Source organism: Streptomyces sp. NPDC055400, assembly GCF_053644375.1.
Genome location: NZ_JBSHLM010000013.1, coordinates 68,803 through 86,577, shown reverse-complemented (window position 1 = coordinate 86,577; position 17,775 = coordinate 68,803). Strand labels below are relative to the sequence as shown.

Genomic DNA, 17,775 nt, shown 5'->3' with positions numbered 1-17,775 from the left:
AGCCACCCTGGCCCGCCTACCCCTGTCTAGGCCGGATACGGCGGAAATCTTCCGGTGAGATCGCGCACTTCCGCGCGTGCTGTACGCGGATCGACCTCATCTCGCAGCACCCCCGAGAACAGCACCGCGATGCGCGCCATCTCCGGTTCGCCCATGCCCTGGGTGGTGACGGCGGCGGTGCCGAGGCGCAGGCCGCGCCCGTCCCCGAAGGGCAGCGCGCAGGTGTCGAGGACCATGCCGGCCGAGGCGAGCCGGCCCCGGGCGGTCGGGCCGTCGACGCCCAGCGAGGTGGGGTCGGCGGTCAGCAGATGGGTGTCCGTGCCGCCGGTGGTGATCGCGAGGCCCTCGGCGTCCAGCGCGGCCGCGAGAACCCTCGCGTTGGCGACCACCTGACGGGTGTACGCGGCGAAGGCAGGGGTCTCCGCCTCGCCGAACGCGACGGCCTTGGCGGCGATCGTGTGCATCTGGGCGCCGCCCTGCGTGAAGGGGAAGACGGCCCGGTCGATCCGTGCGGCGAGCTCGGCCCCGCACAGGACCATGCCGCCGCGGGGGCCGCGCAGGACCTTGTGCGTGGTGGCGCAGACGACATCGGCGTACGGCACCGGGTTCGGCGCCGCTCCGCCGGCGACCAGGCCGATGGGGTGCGCGGCGTCGGCGATGAGGTAGGCGCCCACGTCGTCGGCGATGTCGCGGAAGGCCGCGTAGTCGATGTGCCGCGGGTACGCGATGGAGCCGCAGACGATCGCCTTGGGACGGTGGGCGCGGGCCAGCGCGCGGACCTGGTCGTGGTCGATGAGGCCGGACTCGGGGTCGACGCCGTAGGGCACGAAGTCGAACCAGCGGCCCGAGAAGTTCGCGGGCGACCCATGGGTGAGATGGCCGCCGTACGAGAGCCCCATCGCGAGGACGGTGTCGCCGGGGCGCAGCAGGGCGGCGTACGCGGCGAGGACCGCGGAGGAGCCGGAGTGGGGCTGCACATTGGCGTGCTCGGCGCCGAAGAGCGCTCTGGCCCGGTCGACGGCGAGGCGCTCCGCCATGTCGACGAGCTCGCAGCCGCCGTGGTGGCGGGCGCCGGGGTAGCCCTCGGCGTACTTGTTGGCGAGCGGGGAGCCGAGGGCCGCGAGTACGGCGGGCGACGTGAAGTTCTCGGCGGCGATCAGCTGGAGCGACGTGGCCTGCCGGGCCGCCTCGCCGAGCATGATCTCGGCGATCTCCGGGTCCTGAAGGCGCAGCACGTCGAAGCCGGCGTGCGCGTACGTCGCACCGGCGGGGGCTTGTTCAGTGGTGACCGGCATCTTGGGCTCCGGGCCTAGCGGGGGTGACCTCGAATCCAATGTAGGCCCGCAAGGCCCGCGCCGCCCGGAACTCAGGTACGAGCGGGTACTCCGGCAGTGGCTGTCACCGAGTTCACCTGCACGCCGGAACCCCCGTCAGCGCCGTCACCACGGGTTCCAGCGCTTCGCTGATCTCCTCGCCGACCGAGCGGAAGAAGGGCAGAGGTGCGCCGTACGGGTCGTAGACCTCGTCGGCCTCGACGCTCGGGGCGAGAAGCCACCCGCGTAGAGCCGCCGCGGCGCGCACCAGGGAGCGTGCGCGCTCCACCACGCCGCCGTCCAGCGGATCGGGCAGCGTGGCCGGATCGATCGCCTGGACGAGGCGTGTGAACTCCTTCAGCGTGAAGGTGCGCAGGCCCGCGCTGTGGCCCATGGAGATGACCTGGGCGCGGTGGTCGCGGGTGGCCGTGAGGACCAGGTCCGCGCGGATCACGTGGTCGTCGAGGAGCTCGCGGCCCACGAAGCCGGAGGCGTCCGCCCCGAAGTCCGCGAGGACCGTCTCGGCGTTGGCCTCCATGGGCGCGCCCTCGTGGCCCCAGGTGCCCGCGCTCTCGACGATCAGACCGCGTACGAGGGGGTCGCCGAGCCGGTCCACCAGGGCATGCCGGGTCAGCCGCTCGGTGATCGGCGAGCGGCACACGTTGCCGGTGCTGACATGGAGGATGCGGAAGGAGTCCCCGTTGCCTATGCCACGCCCCGTCTCAGGGGCTGTCAATTCGCCACCTCGAGGTCGGGTACGACCTTGCGCAGCTCGTCCGCGGTCAGGGCACCCGCGCGCAGGAGCACCGGAACCTTCCCGGTCACGTCGACGATCGAGGACGGGACGATGCCGGGTGTGGGGCCGCCGTCGAGGTAGACGGAGACGGAGTCGCCGAGCATGTCCTGCGCGGCGTCGCAGTCCTCGGGGGCGGGGTGCCCGGTGAGGTTCGCGGAGGACACGGCCATGGGGCCGACCTCGGTGAGCAGCTCGATCGCGACCGGGTGCAGGGGCATGCGCATGGCGACGGTGCCACGGGTGTCCCCGAGGTCCCAGGCCAGGGACGGCTGGTGCTTGGCGACGAGCGTGAGGGCGCCCGGCCAGAACGCGTCGACGAGTTCCCAGGCCATCTCGGAGAAGTCCGTGACGAGGCCGTGCAGCGTGTTCGGGGAGCCGATGAGGACCGGGGTCGGCATGTTGCGGCCGCGCCCCTTGGCGTCCAGGAGGTCGGCGACCGCCTCGGAGGTGAAGGCGTCGGCGCCGAGGCCGTACACGGTGTCGGTGGGCAGCACGACCAGCTCACCGCGGCGGACGGCGGACGCGGCTTCACGCAGACCGGTCGTACGGTCCGACGCGTCGTTGGTGTCGTATCGCCGAGCCATTTAGCGGGCCTCCTCGTACACGAAGTACACGTAGTCCATGCGAGAGATGCGGGAGATGCGGGAAGTGCTGGTGCTGCCGAGACTGCTGATGCTGCCGAGACTGCTGGTGCTGCGCTGATTCTGTCGCGTCACGGCATCGCCTTGCGGGCGGTCGCGAAGCGCGGGCGGTTGTTCAGGTCGGGGTGGTCGGCGGCGTCGGCCCAGCCCCGTTCCTCGGTGAAGATCCACGGGACCTGGCCGCCCTGGGTGTCGGCGTGCTCGACGACGACGACGCCTCCGGGCCGCAGCAGGCGGTGCGCGGTGCGCTCGATGCCGCGGATCAGGTGGAGCCCGTCCTCGCCGGAGAACAGGGCGAGTTCGGGGTCGTGGTCGCGGGCCTCGGGGGCGACGTACTCCCACTCGGTGAGCGGGATGTACGGCGGGTTGGAGACCACCAGGTCGACCTGGCCGTCGAGCTCGGGGAAGGCCTCCAGGGCGTCTCCCTGGCGCAGGTCGACCCTGGATCCCTCGACGTTCTTGCGCGTCCAGCGCAGGGCGTCCTCGGACAGCTCCACGGCGTGCACACGCGAGCGCGGGACCTCCTGCGCGAGGGCGAGCGCGATGGCGCCCGAGCCCGTGCACAGGTCGACGATGAGCGGCTCGACGACATCCATGGCCCGTACGGCGTCTATGGCCCAGCCGACCACGGACTCCGTCTCGGGCCGCGGCACGAACACGCCCGGCCCCACCTGGAGTTCGAGGTAGCGGAAGTAGGCGCGCCCGGTGATGTGCTGGAGCGGCTCGCGGGCCTCGCGGCGCGCGGTGACCTCCCAGTAACGGGCGTCGAAGTCCGCGTCCTTGACGAGATGCAGCTCGCCCCGCTTCACGCCGTGTACGAAGGCGGCGAGCTCCTCCGCGTCGTTGCGCGGCGAGGGCACGCCCGCGTCGGCGAGGCGCTGGGTGGCCTGGGCGACTTCCGCGAGCAGCACGCTGCGGGGGTTTGGGGGTCGCCCCCCAAGATGTTGCTGCACGCTGGTCCTCCGGGGCTGAGCTGGTCTTTTGGGCGTGGCTTAGGCGGCGGCGAGCTTGGCGGCCGAGTCGGCGTCGACGCAGGCCTGGATCACCGGGTCGAGCTCACCGTCGAGCACCTGGTCCAAGTTGTACGCCTTGAAACCGACGCGGTGGTCCGAGATGCGGTTCTCCGGGAAGTTATATGTACGGATCTTCTCGGAGCGGTCCACGGTGCGGACCTGGCTGCGGCGCGCGTCCGCGGCCTCGGCCTCGGCCTTCTCCACTGCCGCCGCGAGAAGCCTGGAGCGCAGGATACGCATCGCCTGCTCCTTGTTCTGGAGCTGGCTCTTCTCGTTCTGGCAGGACGCGACCACTCCGGTGGGCAGGTGCGTGATGCGCACCGCGGAGTCCGTCGTGTTGACGGACTGGCCGCCGGGGCCCGAGGAGCGGTAGACGTCGATGCGGAGGTCGTTCGCGTGGATCTCGACGTCGACGTCCTCGGCCTCGGGCGTCACGAGGACGCCGGCCGCGGAGGTGTGGATACGGCCCTGCGACTCGGTCGACGGCACACGCTGCACGCGGTGCACGCCGCCCTCGTACTTCAGGCGGGCCCAGACGCCCTGGCCGGGCTCCGTCGCGCCGTTGCCGCCCTTGGTCTTCACGGCGACCTGGACGTCCTTGTAGCCGCCCAGCTCGGACTCGGTGGCGTCGATGATCTCGGTCTTCCAGCCGACGCGCTCCGCGTACCGCAGATACATGCGCAGCAGGTCGCCGGCGAAGAGGGCCGACTCGTCGCCGCCCGCGCCCGCCTTGACCTCGAGAATGACGTCCTTGTCGTCGTTGGGGTCCCGGGGGACCAGCAGGAGCCGCAGCTTCTCGGTGATCTCCTCGCGCTGCTTCTCCAGGTCCTTGACCTCGGCGGCGAAGTCCGGGTCGTCCGCGGCGAATTCGCGCGCGGTCTCGATGTCGTCACCGGTCTGCTTCCAGGAGCGGTAGGTGGCGACGATCGGGGTCAGCTCGGCGTAGCGCTTGTTGAGCTTGCGCGCGTTCGCCTGGTCGGCGTGGACCGAGGGGTCCGCGAGCTTCGTCTCGAGATCGGCGTGCTCACCGATGAGGTCCTCGACGGCCTCGAACATCTCCGGCTCCTGAAGTGAGGTACAGCGAAAGGGAACGGCCACCGGCCGGCCGGCGAAGACCCCCGGGTCCCCGGCCAACCAAAAACAAGCACGCCGGTCCCGGCCCGCCCCGAAGGGCGGCCGTGGACCGGCGCAAGTGGCTCGCTACTTGTTGGCGGCAGCAGCCTTGCCGAAGCGGGCCTCGAAGCGGGCCACGCGGCCACCGGTGTCGAGGATCTTCTGCTTGCCCGTGTAGAACGGGTGGCACTCGGAGCAGACCTCGGCACGAACGGTGCCGGACGAGATGGTGCTACGGGTGGTGAACGACGCGCCACAGGTGCAGCTGACCTGCGTCTCGACGTACTCGGGGTGGATGTCGCGCTTCAAGGTGTCTCCTATGATCTCGGAGGGCTCCGGGTCGCTTCCGCGGATTGCGGGGGCGTGAACCGGGGCCGACGTACCAGTCTGCCAGGACTGGCCGTATCCCCCAAAACCGGGGTCGGGGCGGAACTATTCCCGAAGGGTCACCGGCACGTGGTGACCGGCGGCCGGTGACGGCCGGTGACCGGCTAGTGGCTGGTGACGACGGAGCCCGCGGCGCCCTTGTCACCGGCGGAGCCCTTGAGCGCGGAGGCCGGAACGGGCTGGTCCGCCTTGAGCGCCGCCCATACCTTCGCGCCCGCCTTCTCCAGCGGGAGTACGCGGTTCGGGTCGGCGGGGTCGTACTGGACGGGGAGCGTCACCATCTTCATGTCGCCGGCGCCGATGCCCTTGAGGCCGCCCGCGAAGCCCGTCAGTTCCTTGACCGAGTTGAGCTCGGAGTCGGTGGTGACGGCGCTGGTGGCGGTGTCCGCGAGGTCGTAGAGCTTCTTGGGGCTGGTGAAGACGCCGACGTCCTTGATCTGGTTGATCAGCGCCTTCATGAAGGCCTGCTGGAGCTGTATTCGACCCAGGTCGCTGCCGTCGCCGACGGCGTGCCGGGTGCGGACGAGGCCGAGCGCCTGCTCGCCGCTGAGGGTGTGCTTGCCGGCCGCCAGGCGCAGATGGCTCTTGTTGTCGTTGATGGCCTGCTGGGTGGTGATGTCGACGCCGCCGAGGGTGTTGATGAGCTTCTTGAAGCCCGAGAAGTCGACCTCGACATAGTGGTCCATGCGGATCCCGGACATCTTCTCGACCGTCTTGACGGCGCAGGCCGGGCCGCCGACCTCGTACGCCGTGTTGAACATCTGCTGGCTGCCGCCCGCGACCGTGTTCCCGGCGCTGTCGGTGCAGGCCGGCCGTGTGACGAGGGTGTCGCGCGGTATGGAGACCACGCCGGCCTTCTTGTGGCCCTTGTACACGTGGACGACCATCGCGGTGTCGGAGCGGGCGCCGCCGCCGTCCTCGCCGTACTTGGCGTTCGCGCCGGAGCGCGAGTCCGAGCCGAGGACGAGGATGTCCATCGAGCCGTTGTCGACGTTCGTGGGGCGGTCGGTGCCGAGCGCGGCGTTGATGTCGACGCCCTTGATGTTCCCGTTGAGCTTGAAGTACAGGAAGCCGGCGCCCGCGCCCGCCGCGACGACGAGTCCCGCCGCGGTGCAGGCCGTGATGACGAGGGCCTTGCTGCGCTTGGCGCGCGGCTTGCGCCGTCGGCCGCCGCTTCCGCCGCCGCGGGTGGGGCGGCTCGGATCGGTGGGCGCGGGGCTGCTCTCGTCGGGCATGTGCTCCTCAGTCCTCAACTGCTCGTTTGTTCGGTTACCCCCTGTGTGCCGGGTCAGGCTCGATCGGACGTCTCTTCGTCCGTGCCCTCGCCGGGCGTGGAAACCGGGAAGAAGAGTTGCACAACGCGCTGTGCCCGCCGCGACGGTCGCGACGGGCACAGCGCGTGCTGACGAAAGCCGATGGTCCGGCTCCCACCTGCGGGTTTATCCGAAGATGTTGTACTGCGTGTAGCCGGTCCCGATCTTGATGCGTGTGGCAAAGATCTCCGAGGAGGCGGTCCCCGTGCCCGGGTACAGATAGAGCGTGCCGCCCGGCGTGCGGGCCACGTAGTCGGCCTTGCCGTCGCCGGTCACGTCACCCGGAGCCGCGAACGCGTTGTACCCGTCCCAGGTGCGCACCTGCACGCCGGTCTCGAAGGGCGCGGACGCCTTGCCGGTGCCCTTGAGCAGGTACAGCTTGCCGCCGCTGCCGCGGGCGATCAGGTCGCTCCTGCCGTCACCGGTGAAGTCGCCCTTGCCGCGCAGGGAGTTGAAGACCTGGTAGCCGCTGCCGACGGTGGTGCGGGTGCCGTACGTTCCGTCGCCCTTGCCGGGGTACAGGTAGAGCGTGCCGCCGGAGGTCACGGAGAGCAGGTCGGGGAACCGGTCGCCGGTCACGTCACCCGGCACCGCGATGAACTTCCGCGTCGACCAGTCACTGGCGATCTTCGTGTCCGTGTACGTGGAGCTGGACGCGGAGCGGTGCCGCCAGTAGACGTTCCCGTCGGACCGTCGGCGGATGATGAAGTCCTGGTATCCGTCGCGGTTCAGGTCGGCCTGGAGGACCAGGTTGTACGCGCTCCAGGACCCGCTGAGCGTCTTGCGCGTGGCGAACCCGGTGCCGGTGGACTCCTTCACGTAGCCCTGACCGCCGGAGGCGGCGCGCACGAAGAGGTCGGCCTTGCCGTTGCGGCTGATGTCGGTGTCGTCGATGCGCGGACGGACCTTGGCCTGGTACGTGGAGACCTTGGTGAACGCCTCGTACGTGCCCGAGACGTTGCAGACCTGACTGCCCTGGCTGATGCCCCAGGACACGATGCCGACCACCTTGTCGCCCACGACGAGCGGGCCGCCCGAGTCGCCCGGGCACGTGGTCTTCCCCGTGCTGTCGTCGCCGGTGCCGAGCTGTCCGGCGCAGATCATCTTCCCGGCCTGGAAGTACGGGTCGAGGTTCTGGGTGCAGGCGTCGTCGGAGTTCAGCGGCAGGCTGACCTTCTGCAGCTGGGACGCGATGTCGGCGGTGTCCTCGTTCGAGCTGGTGAGGCCCCAGCCGTACACGGTGGCGTTCGTGCCGGCGGCGTACAGCGCGCTGTCGTCCGCCGTGGCCAGCTCGAGCGTGGTCTGGGCGACCGGCTTGGCGAGGGTGAGCAGGGCGACGTCGTTCGTGATGGCGTCGGGGTCGTAGCCGTCGCGCACCCAGCTGCGGGTGACGTCGATGTACGTGGCGCCGTTGTCCGGCACGGTCACGCTCTTGCTGGTGCCGACGGCGACTTCGCCGTACTTGCCCCAGTCCTGCCGGTTGCCGTTCTCGTCGTGCAGGCAGTGCGCGGCGGTGAGCACCTTGTTGGGCGCGACCAGGGTGCCGCCGCAGACGAAGTACGAGCCGCCGGCGGGGTCGTTGTAGACGAGCTGCACCATCCAGGAGGCGGCGCTCGTGGTGCCGCCGATGATGCGGGGCGTGACCACCTTGTCGCCGCTCGGCGACGGGGAGGACGCCGCAGGCTCCGCGGTCTTCGTGCCGGGCGGCGGCTGCACGACCCGGCCGGTGTCGGACTCCCCCGCATAAGAGGTGACGGCGAACGCGCCTCCGCCGATCAGCGCGAGCCCGGCCGCGGCGGCCGGCAGCATCTTGCCGAGTCTTCGGCGGTGCCGGCCGGGGCCGGATACAGATATGTCCACGCAAGTCCCCCCAGGGAGCGATGAGTTGAACGTCAGATGAAGAGCGCGATCGTACAACCCTCCCCGAACAGCACAAAGGGCCGCCCCCGTCACGGATGTGACGGGGGCGGCCCTTGAGCGGTGCTACCGCAGAGCGAAGCTCTCAGTCGTTGCCGTTGCCCGGCGTCGGCGTCGTCTTCGCGATCTGCATCAGGAACTCGGCGTTCGACTTCGTCTGCTTCATCTTGTCGAGAAGCAGCTCGATGGCCTGCTGCGAGTCGAGCGCGTGCAGCACCCGGCGCAGCTTCCAGACGATCGCCAGCTCTTCCGCGTTGAGCAGGATCTCTTCCTTACGGGTGGAGGACGCGTCGACGTCCACCGCGGGGAAGATGCGCTTGTCGGAGAGCTTGCGGTCGAGCTTGAGCTCCATGTTGCCGGTGCCCTTGAACTCCTCGAAGATCACCTCGTCCATGCGCGAGCCGGTGTCGACCAGCGCGGTGGCGAGAATGGTCAGCGAGCCGCCGTCCTCGATGTTGCGCGCCGCACCGAAGAAGCGCTTCGGCGGGTAGAGCGCGGTCGAGTCGACACCACCGGACAGGATGCGGCCGGAGGCCGGCGCCGCCAGGTTGTAGGCACGGCCCAGACGCGTGATCGAGTCGAGCAGGACGACGACGTCGTGACCGAGCTCGACGAGACGCTTGGCGCGCTCGATGGCGAGCTCGGCGACCGTGGTGTGGTCCTCGGCCGGGCGGTCGAAGGTCGAGGAGATGACCTCGCCCTTCACCGACCGCTGCATGTCGGTGACCTCTTCCGGACGCTCGTCGACCAGGACGACCATCAGGTGGCACTCGGGGCTGTTGGTGGTGATCGCGTTGGCGACCGCCTGCATGATCATGGTCTTGCCGGTCTTCGGCGGGGCCACGATCAGGCCTCGCTGGCCCTTACCGATCGGCGACACGAGGTCGATGATGCGGGTGGTCAGGATGCCCGGGTCGGTCTCCAGACGGAGCCGGTCCTGCGGGTAGAGCGGCGTCAGCTTGTTGAACTCCGGCCGCCCGCGCCCCGAGTCGGGTGCCATGCCGTTGGTCGAGTCCAGGCGCACCAGCGCGTTGAACTTCTCGCGGCGCTCGCCGTCCTTGGGCTGGCGGACCGCGCCGGTGACGTGGTCACCCTTGCGCAGGCCGTTCTTGCGGACCTGGGCGAGGGACACGTACACGTCGTTCGGACCGGGCAGGTAGCCCGAGGTCCGGATGAACGCGTAGTTGTCGAGGATGTCCAGGATGCCCGCGACGGGGATCAGGACGTCGTCCTCGGAGACCTGCACCTCGTTGCCGAAGCCGGCCTCGTCGCGGCCACGACGGCCACGGCGGTCGCGGTAGCGGCCACGGCGGCCACGGCGGCCACCCTCGAAGTCGTCGCCGTCCTCGTCGGCCCGCGGGCCGTTGTCACGCTGACGGTCCTGGCGTCCGCCGCCCTGCGGCTGGCGGTTGCCGCCCTGCTCCTTGCCCTGCTCGTCGCCCTTGCCACGGCGGTCACCGCGGTCACGGCCGCCGCGCTCACCGCGGTCGCCGCCCCGCTCGCGGTCGCCGCCGCGGTCACGACGGTCACGGCGCTCGCGCCGGCCCTCGGCGCCGTTGTCACCGGCGTCGCCCTTGGTCTCGCCCTGGGCGTCCGTCTTGGTCTCGGTCTTCGCCTCGGCCGTGACGGTCTCGGGGCTGCCGGCCTCGGAGGTGGCACGGCGGCGGCGACGCTCGCCGCCCTTGTCGTCGCTCGCCGGCTGACCGGGGATGTCGATCTGCTGCTGAGCGGCGGCGGCCTTCGCGGCCTTGGCGTCTTCGGCCTTGGTGGCCTTGGCGGCGGGGGCCTCGGTGCCGTTCGCCGTGGCCTCGTCGCCGGTGCGCGCCTTGGAGGTGGCGCGGCGCTTCGGCTTGGTCTCGGTGGTGTCGGCGCTCTTCGCGGGAGCGCCTCCCCCGGCCTGCGCCTCCTTGATGACCTCGATCAGCTGGCTCTTGCGCATACGCGCGGTGCCCCTGATACCGAGGCCCGATGCGACCTGCTGGAGCTCGGCCAGCACCATGCCCTCGAGGCCGGTACCGCGGCGCCGCCGGGAGCCCGCAGCGCCGGCAGCAGGCGCATCCGCATCGGCGGAGGGCGCGGCAGCGGAGCTGTCGGCGCTCACGCCCATCAGATCGGTGGTGTCGCTCACGAAGGGTCCTTCCCTGGAGCGGACGTCGGCCTGTCTGGCTCGGCGACCGGTTGTGCTGTCCGGCGGTGGTCCTGTCGGTATGGACCGTGCCGGGGCGGTGGTCCGCCAACGCGGCGGAAGAATTCATTGGTGACGGCGAGTCCCGAAGCCGCGGGTTCCACTGGAATGTCTGTGTCACCCGGCTCGATCACACCGGTTCCGGAGCATGCTCAAAACGGCTCAGCGCACGGCACCGAGCAATTTGCGGGGCTCCTGGAAGAATGGTTGTCCCGGAGGGGGACACACAGCACCTCGCCATGGTGGGGTCGGGTGCAGACTTGAGGTTAACACTACCGGATCCAACAAATATTCCCCCTCTCGAATTCCGGCAACCGTGTGTCAGTGAGCAAGCGGCAGCACGCTCGCTCCGTCGGCATCGAGGTTGAGGCGGTTCGCCGCCCATCCCTCACCGGCCAGCCGGGCGACCTTGTCGGCCGCTTCCTTCTCCACAAGGGCGAGGACCGTGGGGCCCGCCCCTGAGATCACCGCGGGTACGCCGTCGGCCCGCAGCCGCTCCACCAGTGCGAGGCTCTCCGGCATCGCGGGAGCCCGGTACTCCTGGTGGAGCCGGTCCTCTGTGGCGGGCAGCAGCAGCTCGGGGCGCCTGGTCAGGGCCTCTACGAGCAGGGCCGCTCGGCCCGCGTTCACCGCGGCGTCCACATGGGGGACGCTGCGCGGCAGGAGACCGCGTGCGGTCTCGGTGAGTACCGGCTTTCCCGGTACGAAAACCACCGGAACGATGGAACCCGCGGGGTCCATCCTGATCGCCCGGGCCGCGCCGCCGTCCATCCAGGAGAGCGTGAAGCCGCCGAGCAGGCAGGCCGCGACGTTGTCCGGGTGCCCCTCGATCTCGGTCGCGAGCTCAAGAAGGGCCGCGTCGTCGAGCCGGGCGTCGCCGCCTATCGTCACGGCGCGCGCGGCGACGATGCCGGCGCAGATGGCGGCCGACGAGGAGCCGAGGCCGCGGCCGTGCGGGATCCGGTTGGCGCAGACGACCTCGAGGCCGCGCGGCTGTCCGCCGAGCAGGTCGAAGGCGGTGCGCAGGGAACGTACGAGCAGATGGGACTCGTCGCGCGGGAGGGTGTCGGAGCCCTCACCTGCGATGTCGATGTTCAGGCCGGAGTCGGCGACCCGGACGACCACGTCGTCGTAGAGACCCAGCGACAGGCCGAAGGCATCGAAGCCCGGGCCGAGGTTGGCGCTGGAGGCGGGGACGCGCACCCTGACGGCGGCGGCGCGGAAGGCGGGACCGGCCATCGCTCGATGACACTCCTTGAGCTGCGGTTCTTGCGTGATGAACGAGGTGACTGCGGTAGAGATCCGATGATTGCTGCCCGTGTGAGAACCCGAAGGCCGCGAAGGCTACGACAACGCCTGCGGCACCGCGGCATACGCAGGTGCGGCGGGGTGGGTTCGGTACAGCCTATCGAAGGAAGGTTCTGTGGCGACATAGGGCGCACAGGAGGCGCACGATGCGTGTTGCAAGCCCCCTGTGCACCCCCTGTGCGGAGTTGACCGGCCCTGTCCGGTTACGCCAGGCCGAGGCGCTCGGCCGCGGTGGCGGCGTCGACCGGGACGGTGACGGGCTGCGGGGCGCCCGCGACGGCCCAGTCGGGGTCCTTGAGGCCGTTGCCCGTGACGGTGCAGACGATCTTCTGCCCCTTGTCGACCTTGCCCTGCTCGGCGGCCTTGAGCAGACCGGCGACGGAGGCGGCCGACGCGGGCTCCACGAAGACACCCTCCTGGGACGCCAACAGCTTGTAGGCACGCAGGATTTCACGGTCCGTCACTTCGTCGATGAAGCCGCCGGACTCGTCGCGGGCGGCCAGTGCGAAGTCCCATGACGCGGGATTGCCGATGCGAATCGCGGTGGCGATCGTCGACGGGTCCTTGACGATCTCGCCGCGCACGATGGGCGCGGAACCGGACGCCTGGAAGCCCCACATGCGCGGGGTGTGCGTGGCGATGCCGTCCGCCGCGTACTCCTTGTAGCCCTTCCAGTACGCCGTGATGTTGCCGGCGTTGCCGACGGGAAGGACGTGGATGTCAGGCGCGTCGCCGAGCGCGTCCACGATCTCGAACGAGGCCGTCTTCTGACCCTCGATGCGGAACGGGTTGACCGAATTGACCAGCGCCACCGGGTAGTTCTCGGAGAGCGCGCGGGCCAGATTCAGGCAGTCGTCGAAGTTTCCGTCGACCTGGAGGATCTTCGAGCCGTAGACCAGCGCCTGGCCCATCTTGCCGAGCGCGATCTTGCCCTGCGGGACGAGCACGGCGCAGACCATGCCGGCGCGCACGGCGTAGGCCGCGGCCGAGGCGGACGTGTTGCCGGTGGAGGCGCAGATGACCGCCTGCGCGCCCTCCTCCTTGGCCTTCGTGATGGCCATCGTCATGCCGCGGTCCTTGAAGGACCCGGTCGGGTTGGCGCCCTCGACCTTGAGGTGGACCTCGCAGCCCGTGCGCTCGGAGAGCACCTGGGCGGGCACGAGCGGCGTGCCGCCCTCGCGCAGCGTGACGACCGGCGTGGTGTCGGACACCGGAAGCCGGTCGCGGTACTCCTCGATGATTCCGCGCCACTGGTGGGTCATTGCTCGTTACTCCCCTTCAACACGCATGATGCTGGCGACACCACGCACGGTGTCGAGCTTGCGCAGCGCGTCGACGGTCCCGGTGAGGGCCGCGTCCGCCGCACGGTGGGTGACCACGACGAGGGAGGCCTCGCCGTCCTTGCCCGATTGGCGCACCGTGTCAATGGATACGCCGTGCTCGGCGAAGACCGTCGCGACCTGGGCGAGAACGCCCGGCTTGTCGGCCACGTCGAGGCTGATGTGGTAGCGCGTCACGACCTCGCCCATGGGCGAGACGGGCAGCTGGGTGTAGGCGGAGTCACCGGGTCCGGTGGCCTCGCCGAGCTTGTTGCGGCACACGGCCACGAGGTCGCCGAGCACGGCCGACGCGGTGGGCGCGCCGCCGGCTCCGGGCCCGTAGAACATGAGCTGGCCGGCGGCCTCGGCCTCGACGAACACAGCGTTGTACGCGCCGCGCACGGAGGCGAGGGGGTGATCGAGCGGGATCATCGCGGGGTGCACGCGCGCGGTGACGGACCCGCCGTGCGCCGCCCGCTCACAGATCGCGAGCAGCTTGATGGTGCAGCCCATTTCCTTCGCGGAAGCGAAGTCGGCCGCGGTCACCTCGGTCATGCCCTCGCGGTACACGTCGTCGAGACGTACGCGGGTGTGGAAGGAGATCCCGGCGAGGATGGCGGCCTTGGCGGCGGCGTCGAAGCCTTCGACGTCGGCGGTGGGGTCGGCCTCGGCGTAGCCGAGCGCGGTGGCCTCGTCGAGGGCCTCCTGGTAGCCGGCGCCCGTCGAGTCCATCTTGTCGAGGATGAAGTTCGTGGTGCCGTTGACGATGCCCATCACGCGGTTGATCTTGTCGCCGGCGAGGGACTCGCGCAGCGGCCTGATCAGCGGGATCGCACCGGCGACGGCGGCCTCGTAGTAGAGGTCCTTGCCCTGCTCCTCGGCGGCGGCGTGCAGCGCGGCGCCGTCCTGGGCGATGAGCGCCTTGTTGGCGGAGACGACGGAGGCGCCGTGCTCGAACGCCGTCATGATGAGGCCACGGGCAGGCTCGATGCCTCCGATGACCTCGACGACGACGTCGATGTCGCCCCGTTTGACCAGCGCGGTCGCGTCCGTCGTCACGAGCGAGGGGTCGATGCCCTCGCGCACCTTCGACGGGCGCCGGACGGCGACCCCGGCCAGTTCCACGGGGGCGCCGATCCGGGCCGCGAGGTCGTCGGCGTGCGTCGTCATGATGCGCGCCACCTCTGAGCCGACTACCCCACAGCCAAGGAGCGCCACCTTCAGCGGACGCGTACGCATCATCGACCTACGCCTTTCATTGAACCCAGCTCAGAGAGCTCAGCCTGCTTGATACTGCTTCAGTGGACCAGTCTCACCCACCGGACCGGGGTTTCTGCTCCTGGTCCGAATCCTGAGACGTGTATTTCATTTATCCGACGTCGAGACGCAGGAGATCTTCCTCCGTCTCACGCCGGACGATCACCCGCGCCTCACCGTCGCGCACGGCGACGACGGGCGGGCGAAGTGCGTGGTTGTAGTTACTGGCCATGGACCGGCAGTACGCACCGGTCGCCGGCACGGCGATCAGGTCACCGGGCGCGAGGTCGGCGGGCAGGAAGGCGTCCTTGACCACGATGTCGCCACTCTCACAGTGCTTGCCCACCACGCGGACGAGCATCGGCTCGGCGTCGGAGGTCCGCGAGACGAGGGCGACCGTGTACTCGGCGTCGTAGAGGGCGGTGCGGATGTTGTCCGACATGCCGCCGTCCACGGACACGTACGTACGGAGGGTTTCGAGCGGCTTGATGGTGCCGACCGTGTAGAGCGTGAAGGCGGTCGGGCCGACGATGGCGCGGCCCGGCTCGACGGAGATGCGCGGCGTGCGCAGACCGGCCGCCTCGCACTCGCGCGTCACGATCTCGCCGAGCGCCTTGGCGATCTCGTGCGGCTCGCTCGGGTCGTCATCGGAGGTGTACGCGATGCCGAGACCGCCGCCGAGGTCGATCTCGGGCAGCTCGACACCGTGCTCGTCGCGCACCTCGGCCAGCAGCGACACGACGCGGCGCGCGGCGACCTCGAAGCCCGCCATGTCGAAGATCTGCGAGCCGATGTGGCTGTGGATGCCGATGAGCTCGAGACCGTCGAGCTTGAGCGCACGCCGTACGGCCTCGGCGGCCTGCCCACCGGCGAGCGCGATCCCGAACTTCTGGTCCTCGTGCGCGGTGGCGATGAACTCGTGCGTGTGGGCCTCGACACCGACCGTCACGCGGATCTGCACGGGCTGGCGCTTGCCGAGCCGCTCGGCGATGTGCGACACCCGCACGATCTCCTGGAACGAGTCGAGCACGATCCGCCCGACCCCGACCTCGACGGCCCGCTCGATCTCTTCCTCGGACTTGTTGTTGCCGTGGAAGGCGATGCGCTCCGCGGGCATCCCGGCGGACAGCGCGGTGGCGAGCTCACCACCGGAGCACACGTCGAGATTGAGCCCCTCCTCGTGCAGCCAGCGCACCACGGCGCGGGAGAGGAACGCCTTGCCGGCGTAGAAGACGTCGGCGTCGGCCCCGAAGGCGTCGCGCCAGGCGCGGCAGCGGGCCCGGAAGTCGTCCTCGTCGAGGAAGTAGGCGGGGGTGCCGAACTCCTCGGCGAGGCGGGCCACTTCGATACCGCCGACGCGGACCGCGCCGTCGCCCTCACGGGTGACGGTCCGCGACCACACCTTCGGGTCGAGGGCGTTGAGATCGGCGGGCGGAGCGGCGTAGTGCCCCTCGGTCAGGACATCTGCGTGGCGGGGCCCGGCGGGGTGTGCGGAACGGCTCATGGCTGTCTTCTGCGCTCTCTCAGAGATGTTCGGGTGCGTCGATACCGAGCAGGGACAGGCCGCCGGCGAGCACCGCCCCGGCGGCTTCGGCAAGCGCGAGCCGGGCACGGTGGGCGGCCGAGGGTTTCTCCTCCCCCTGCGGAAGCACGGTGTGCTGAAACCCGAGAAACGCGTCGGCCACCACGACGAGGTGCCGGGCAAGCCGGTCGGGGGCGTGGTGGGTGGCGGCGAGGGTGAGGGTCTGGGGGTGGGCGGACAGGGCGGTGTGGAGGGCGACGGCTTCGGCGCCTTCGCCGGGGGCGCCCGAAGGGGCGGGGGCGGACGCCTTGTCGCGTACGTCGCCGGGTTCGGCGGTGAAGCCGAGGGCGGCGGCGTTGCGGGTGAGGGCGCGGGTGCGGGCGTGGGCGTACCGGACGCGGAAGAGGGGGTTGCTCTCGCGCTGGGCGAGATGCCCGTCGCCGATACGGGGCCGGTCGTGCGCGGCGGGCAGGAGCAGGGCCCAGCGGGACGCGTCACGGCCGAGGACGGCGGGGTCGGAGGGAGCGGGCACGGGCCGCACCTTCACGACGCGCGCCTCCCCCTCCTCGGACTCGGGCGTCTCACCGTGCACGACATGAGCCTCTGCACCCTGCGTGGACAGAATCCGCCGAAGCGAATCGGCGACGACCTCGGCCCTGACGTCGTAAGGAACACGAAGCTCAAACCGCTGACCTGCGAGAACATCACCGCACCCATATCCGCCACCCCGGGCGAGAATCTCGTGGGCGAGGGCGCCGGGGTCGTCGTCGGCGAGGGTGAGATTGAGGAATCCGGGGCCGGTGACCTCGACGCCGGCGATGCCGGGGCTGTCGGCGAGGCGCCGCGAAAGGAGCTCGGCGACGTGCCGGGGCGGGCGCCCGGCGGGCCCGGCCAGCTGCAGCGCTACGTTGGTGGAGTAGTCCCCGCACCCACCGGGCCGCGGCCGCTCGACCACGACGCGTGCCGGCACGGCCACGCTCAGCTCACCGTCGTCGACCGCGCGGCGCACGGCGCGCTGGACGGTACGGGAGAGCTCGACGGGGGTCACGGGACAAGCGTATGGGAGGAGGGGGGTGGGTAAGCGACCCGGTTTACGGGATGGTCCGACATACGGACACGCCAGGCTTCCCCGCCCACACCCCCGTACCGCTCACCTTCCGGTACGCCCGGCGCGCTCGGCCTCTTCGACACCACGACAGCCCTCGCGCCCGCGCTCGCTCAACTGCCGTACGACCCGGACGAGTTCGCTGGGCTCGAAGGGCTTGGTGAGGAAGGCGTCGACCCCGACATCGAGTCCGGACTCGACCTCGTGGTGGGTGCAGGCGCTGACGATCACGATGGGGACGCCGCGCGTATGGGCGTCCGAGCGAAGCCGTGCGGCGGTCCGCAACCCGTCGAGTCGGGGCATCACGACGTCCAGAGTGATCACATCGGGCCGAACCTGATGCACCACATCCAGACATTCGGCACCATCGGCCGCGGTCACGACCTCGAAGCCCTCCAGCTCGAGATTGACCCTGATCAGCTGCCGAATCACCTTGTTGTCGTCCACAACAAGCACTCGGTTGGACGCGCCTGGCACAACTCGAGAGTAGGTCCGCAAGCGCCACCGCGTCCGGGTTTTCCCCACTTCCGCCCCGTACAGGGGACTACCACCCCCCGGTGGCCCCGTACACAGCCCTCCCGGGACG

Annotated in this window: 16 protein-coding genes; all 16 read right to left on the bottom strand. The window is 70.3% G+C overall.

What is annotated here, in order from left to right; genetic code table 11:
- Positions 1-26: 26 nt before the first annotated feature.
- The 16 genes from ACWIGU_RS30640 to ACWIGU_RS30565 all read right to left on the bottom strand — a co-directional run bounded on the left by ACWIGU_RS30640 (position 27) and on the right by ACWIGU_RS30565 (position 17,714).
- Entirely contained in the window at positions 27-1,295 is a 1,269-nt protein-coding gene (locus tag ACWIGU_RS30640) for a serine hydroxymethyltransferase (protein WP_454404937.1), read from the bottom strand.
- A gap of 112 nt (positions 1,296-1,407) precedes the next feature.
- Positions 1,408-2,049, bottom strand: a complete 642-nt coding sequence (locus ACWIGU_RS30635) for an arsenate reductase/protein-tyrosine-phosphatase family protein (RefSeq protein WP_454404936.1) — start codon at positions 2,047-2,049, stop codon at positions 1,408-1,410.
- On the bottom strand, positions 2,046-2,693 hold the full coding sequence (locus tag ACWIGU_RS30630) for an L-threonylcarbamoyladenylate synthase (protein ID WP_454404935.1): 648 nt from the start codon (positions 2,691-2,693) through the stop codon (positions 2,046-2,048). Before ACWIGU_RS30630 ends, ACWIGU_RS30635 begins: the two co-directional genes overlap by 4 nt.
- A complete protein-coding gene (locus tag ACWIGU_RS30625) occupies positions 2,694-2,825 on the bottom strand; it encodes a hypothetical protein (RefSeq protein WP_454404934.1) in 132 nt (43 codons plus the stop codon). It abuts the gene before it with no gap.
- A complete protein-coding gene (gene prmC / locus ACWIGU_RS30620) occupies positions 2,822-3,661 on the bottom strand; it encodes a peptide chain release factor N(5)-glutamine methyltransferase (RefSeq protein WP_100595862.1) in 840 nt (279 codons plus the stop codon). The genes ACWIGU_RS30625 and prmC overlap by 4 nt, the downstream gene beginning before the upstream one ends.
- 81 nt (positions 3,662-3,742) lie before the next feature.
- Positions 3,743-4,819, bottom strand: coding sequence for a peptide chain release factor 1 (gene prfA / locus ACWIGU_RS30615; protein WP_227297228.1), 1,077 nt, complete (start codon positions 4,817-4,819; stop codon positions 3,743-3,745).
- Between the two features lie 144 nt (positions 4,820-4,963).
- Positions 4,964-5,185 carry a 50S ribosomal protein L31 gene (gene rpmE / locus ACWIGU_RS30610; RefSeq protein ID WP_100595864.1) on the bottom strand — a complete coding sequence of 74 codons (222 nt, stop codon included), beginning with the start codon at positions 5,183-5,185 and terminating at the stop codon, positions 4,964-4,966.
- Positions 5,186-5,367: 182 nt separating this feature from the next.
- Entirely contained in the window at positions 5,368-6,498 is a 1,131-nt protein-coding gene (locus tag ACWIGU_RS30605; protein WP_454404933.1) for an LCP family protein, read from the bottom strand.
- A gap of 204 nt (positions 6,499-6,702) precedes the next feature.
- Positions 6,703-8,436: a trypsin-like serine protease gene (locus ACWIGU_RS30600; protein WP_454404932.1), complete on the bottom strand. Its 1,734-nt coding sequence runs from the start codon at positions 8,434-8,436 to the stop codon at positions 6,703-6,705.
- A 142-nt stretch (positions 8,437-8,578) separates the two neighbouring features.
- Positions 8,579-10,621, bottom strand: a complete 2,043-nt coding sequence (rho, locus tag ACWIGU_RS30595; RefSeq protein ID WP_454404931.1) for a transcription termination factor Rho — start codon at positions 10,619-10,621, stop codon at positions 8,579-8,581.
- A gap of 378 nt (positions 10,622-10,999) precedes the next feature.
- Complete coding sequence (gene thrB / locus ACWIGU_RS30590; RefSeq protein ID WP_454404930.1) at positions 11,000-11,917, bottom strand: homoserine kinase; 918 nt, start codon at positions 11,915-11,917, stop codon at positions 11,000-11,002.
- A 272-nt stretch (positions 11,918-12,189) separates the two neighbouring features.
- Positions 12,190-13,248 carry a threonine synthase gene (thrC, locus tag ACWIGU_RS30585; protein ID WP_100595869.1) on the bottom strand — a complete coding sequence of 353 codons (1,059 nt, stop codon included), beginning with the start codon at positions 13,246-13,248 and terminating at the stop codon, positions 12,190-12,192.
- Between the two features lie 6 nt (positions 13,249-13,254).
- A complete protein-coding gene (locus ACWIGU_RS30580; RefSeq protein ID WP_326778532.1) occupies positions 13,255-14,544 on the bottom strand; it encodes a homoserine dehydrogenase in 1,290 nt (429 codons plus the stop codon).
- A gap of 130 nt (positions 14,545-14,674) precedes the next feature.
- Positions 14,675-16,066 carry a diaminopimelate decarboxylase gene (gene lysA / locus ACWIGU_RS30575; RefSeq protein ID WP_356284647.1) on the bottom strand — a complete coding sequence of 464 codons (1,392 nt, stop codon included), beginning with the start codon at positions 16,064-16,066 and terminating at the stop codon, positions 14,675-14,677.
- A gap of 19 nt (positions 16,067-16,085) precedes the next feature.
- Complete coding sequence (gene nrtL, locus ACWIGU_RS30570; protein WP_454404929.1) at positions 16,086-17,132, bottom strand: ArgS-related anticodon-binding protein NrtL; 1,047 nt, start codon at positions 17,130-17,132, stop codon at positions 16,086-16,088.
- Positions 17,133-17,234: 102 nt separating this feature from the next.
- On the bottom strand, positions 17,235-17,714 hold the full coding sequence (locus ACWIGU_RS30565; protein WP_454404928.1) for a response regulator: 480 nt from the start codon (positions 17,712-17,714) through the stop codon (positions 17,235-17,237).
- Positions 17,715-17,775: the final 61 nt, after the last annotated feature.

Excerpts from the sequence above, each read along its gene's own strand:
- lysA (WP_356284647.1), bottom strand. The coding sequence starts at position 16,066 with ATGAGCCGTTCCGCACACCCCGCCGGGCCCCGCCACGCAGATGTCCTG.
- ACWIGU_RS30630 (WP_454404935.1), bottom strand. The coding sequence starts at position 2,693 with ATGGCTCGGCGATACGACACCAACGACGCGTCGGACCGTACGACCGGT.
- prfA (WP_227297228.1), bottom strand. The coding sequence starts at position 4,819 with ATGTTCGAGGCCGTCGAGGACCTCATCGGTGAGCACGCCGATCTCGAG.
- ACWIGU_RS30580 (WP_326778532.1), bottom strand. The coding sequence starts at position 14,544 with ATGCGTACGCGTCCGCTGAAGGTGGCGCTCCTTGGCTGTGGGGTAGTC.
- thrB (WP_454404930.1), bottom strand. The coding sequence starts at position 11,917 with ATGGCCGGTCCCGCCTTCCGCGCCGCCGCCGTCAGGGTGCGCGTCCCC.
- ACWIGU_RS30605 (WP_454404933.1), bottom strand. The coding sequence starts at position 6,498 with ATGCCCGACGAGAGCAGCCCCGCGCCCACCGATCCGAGCCGCCCCACC.
- ACWIGU_RS30640 (WP_454404937.1), bottom strand. The coding sequence starts at position 1,295 with ATGCCGGTCACCACTGAACAAGCCCCCGCCGGTGCGACGTACGCGCAC.
- thrC (WP_100595869.1), bottom strand. The coding sequence starts at position 13,248 with ATGACCCACCAGTGGCGCGGAATCATCGAGGAGTACCGCGACCGGCTT.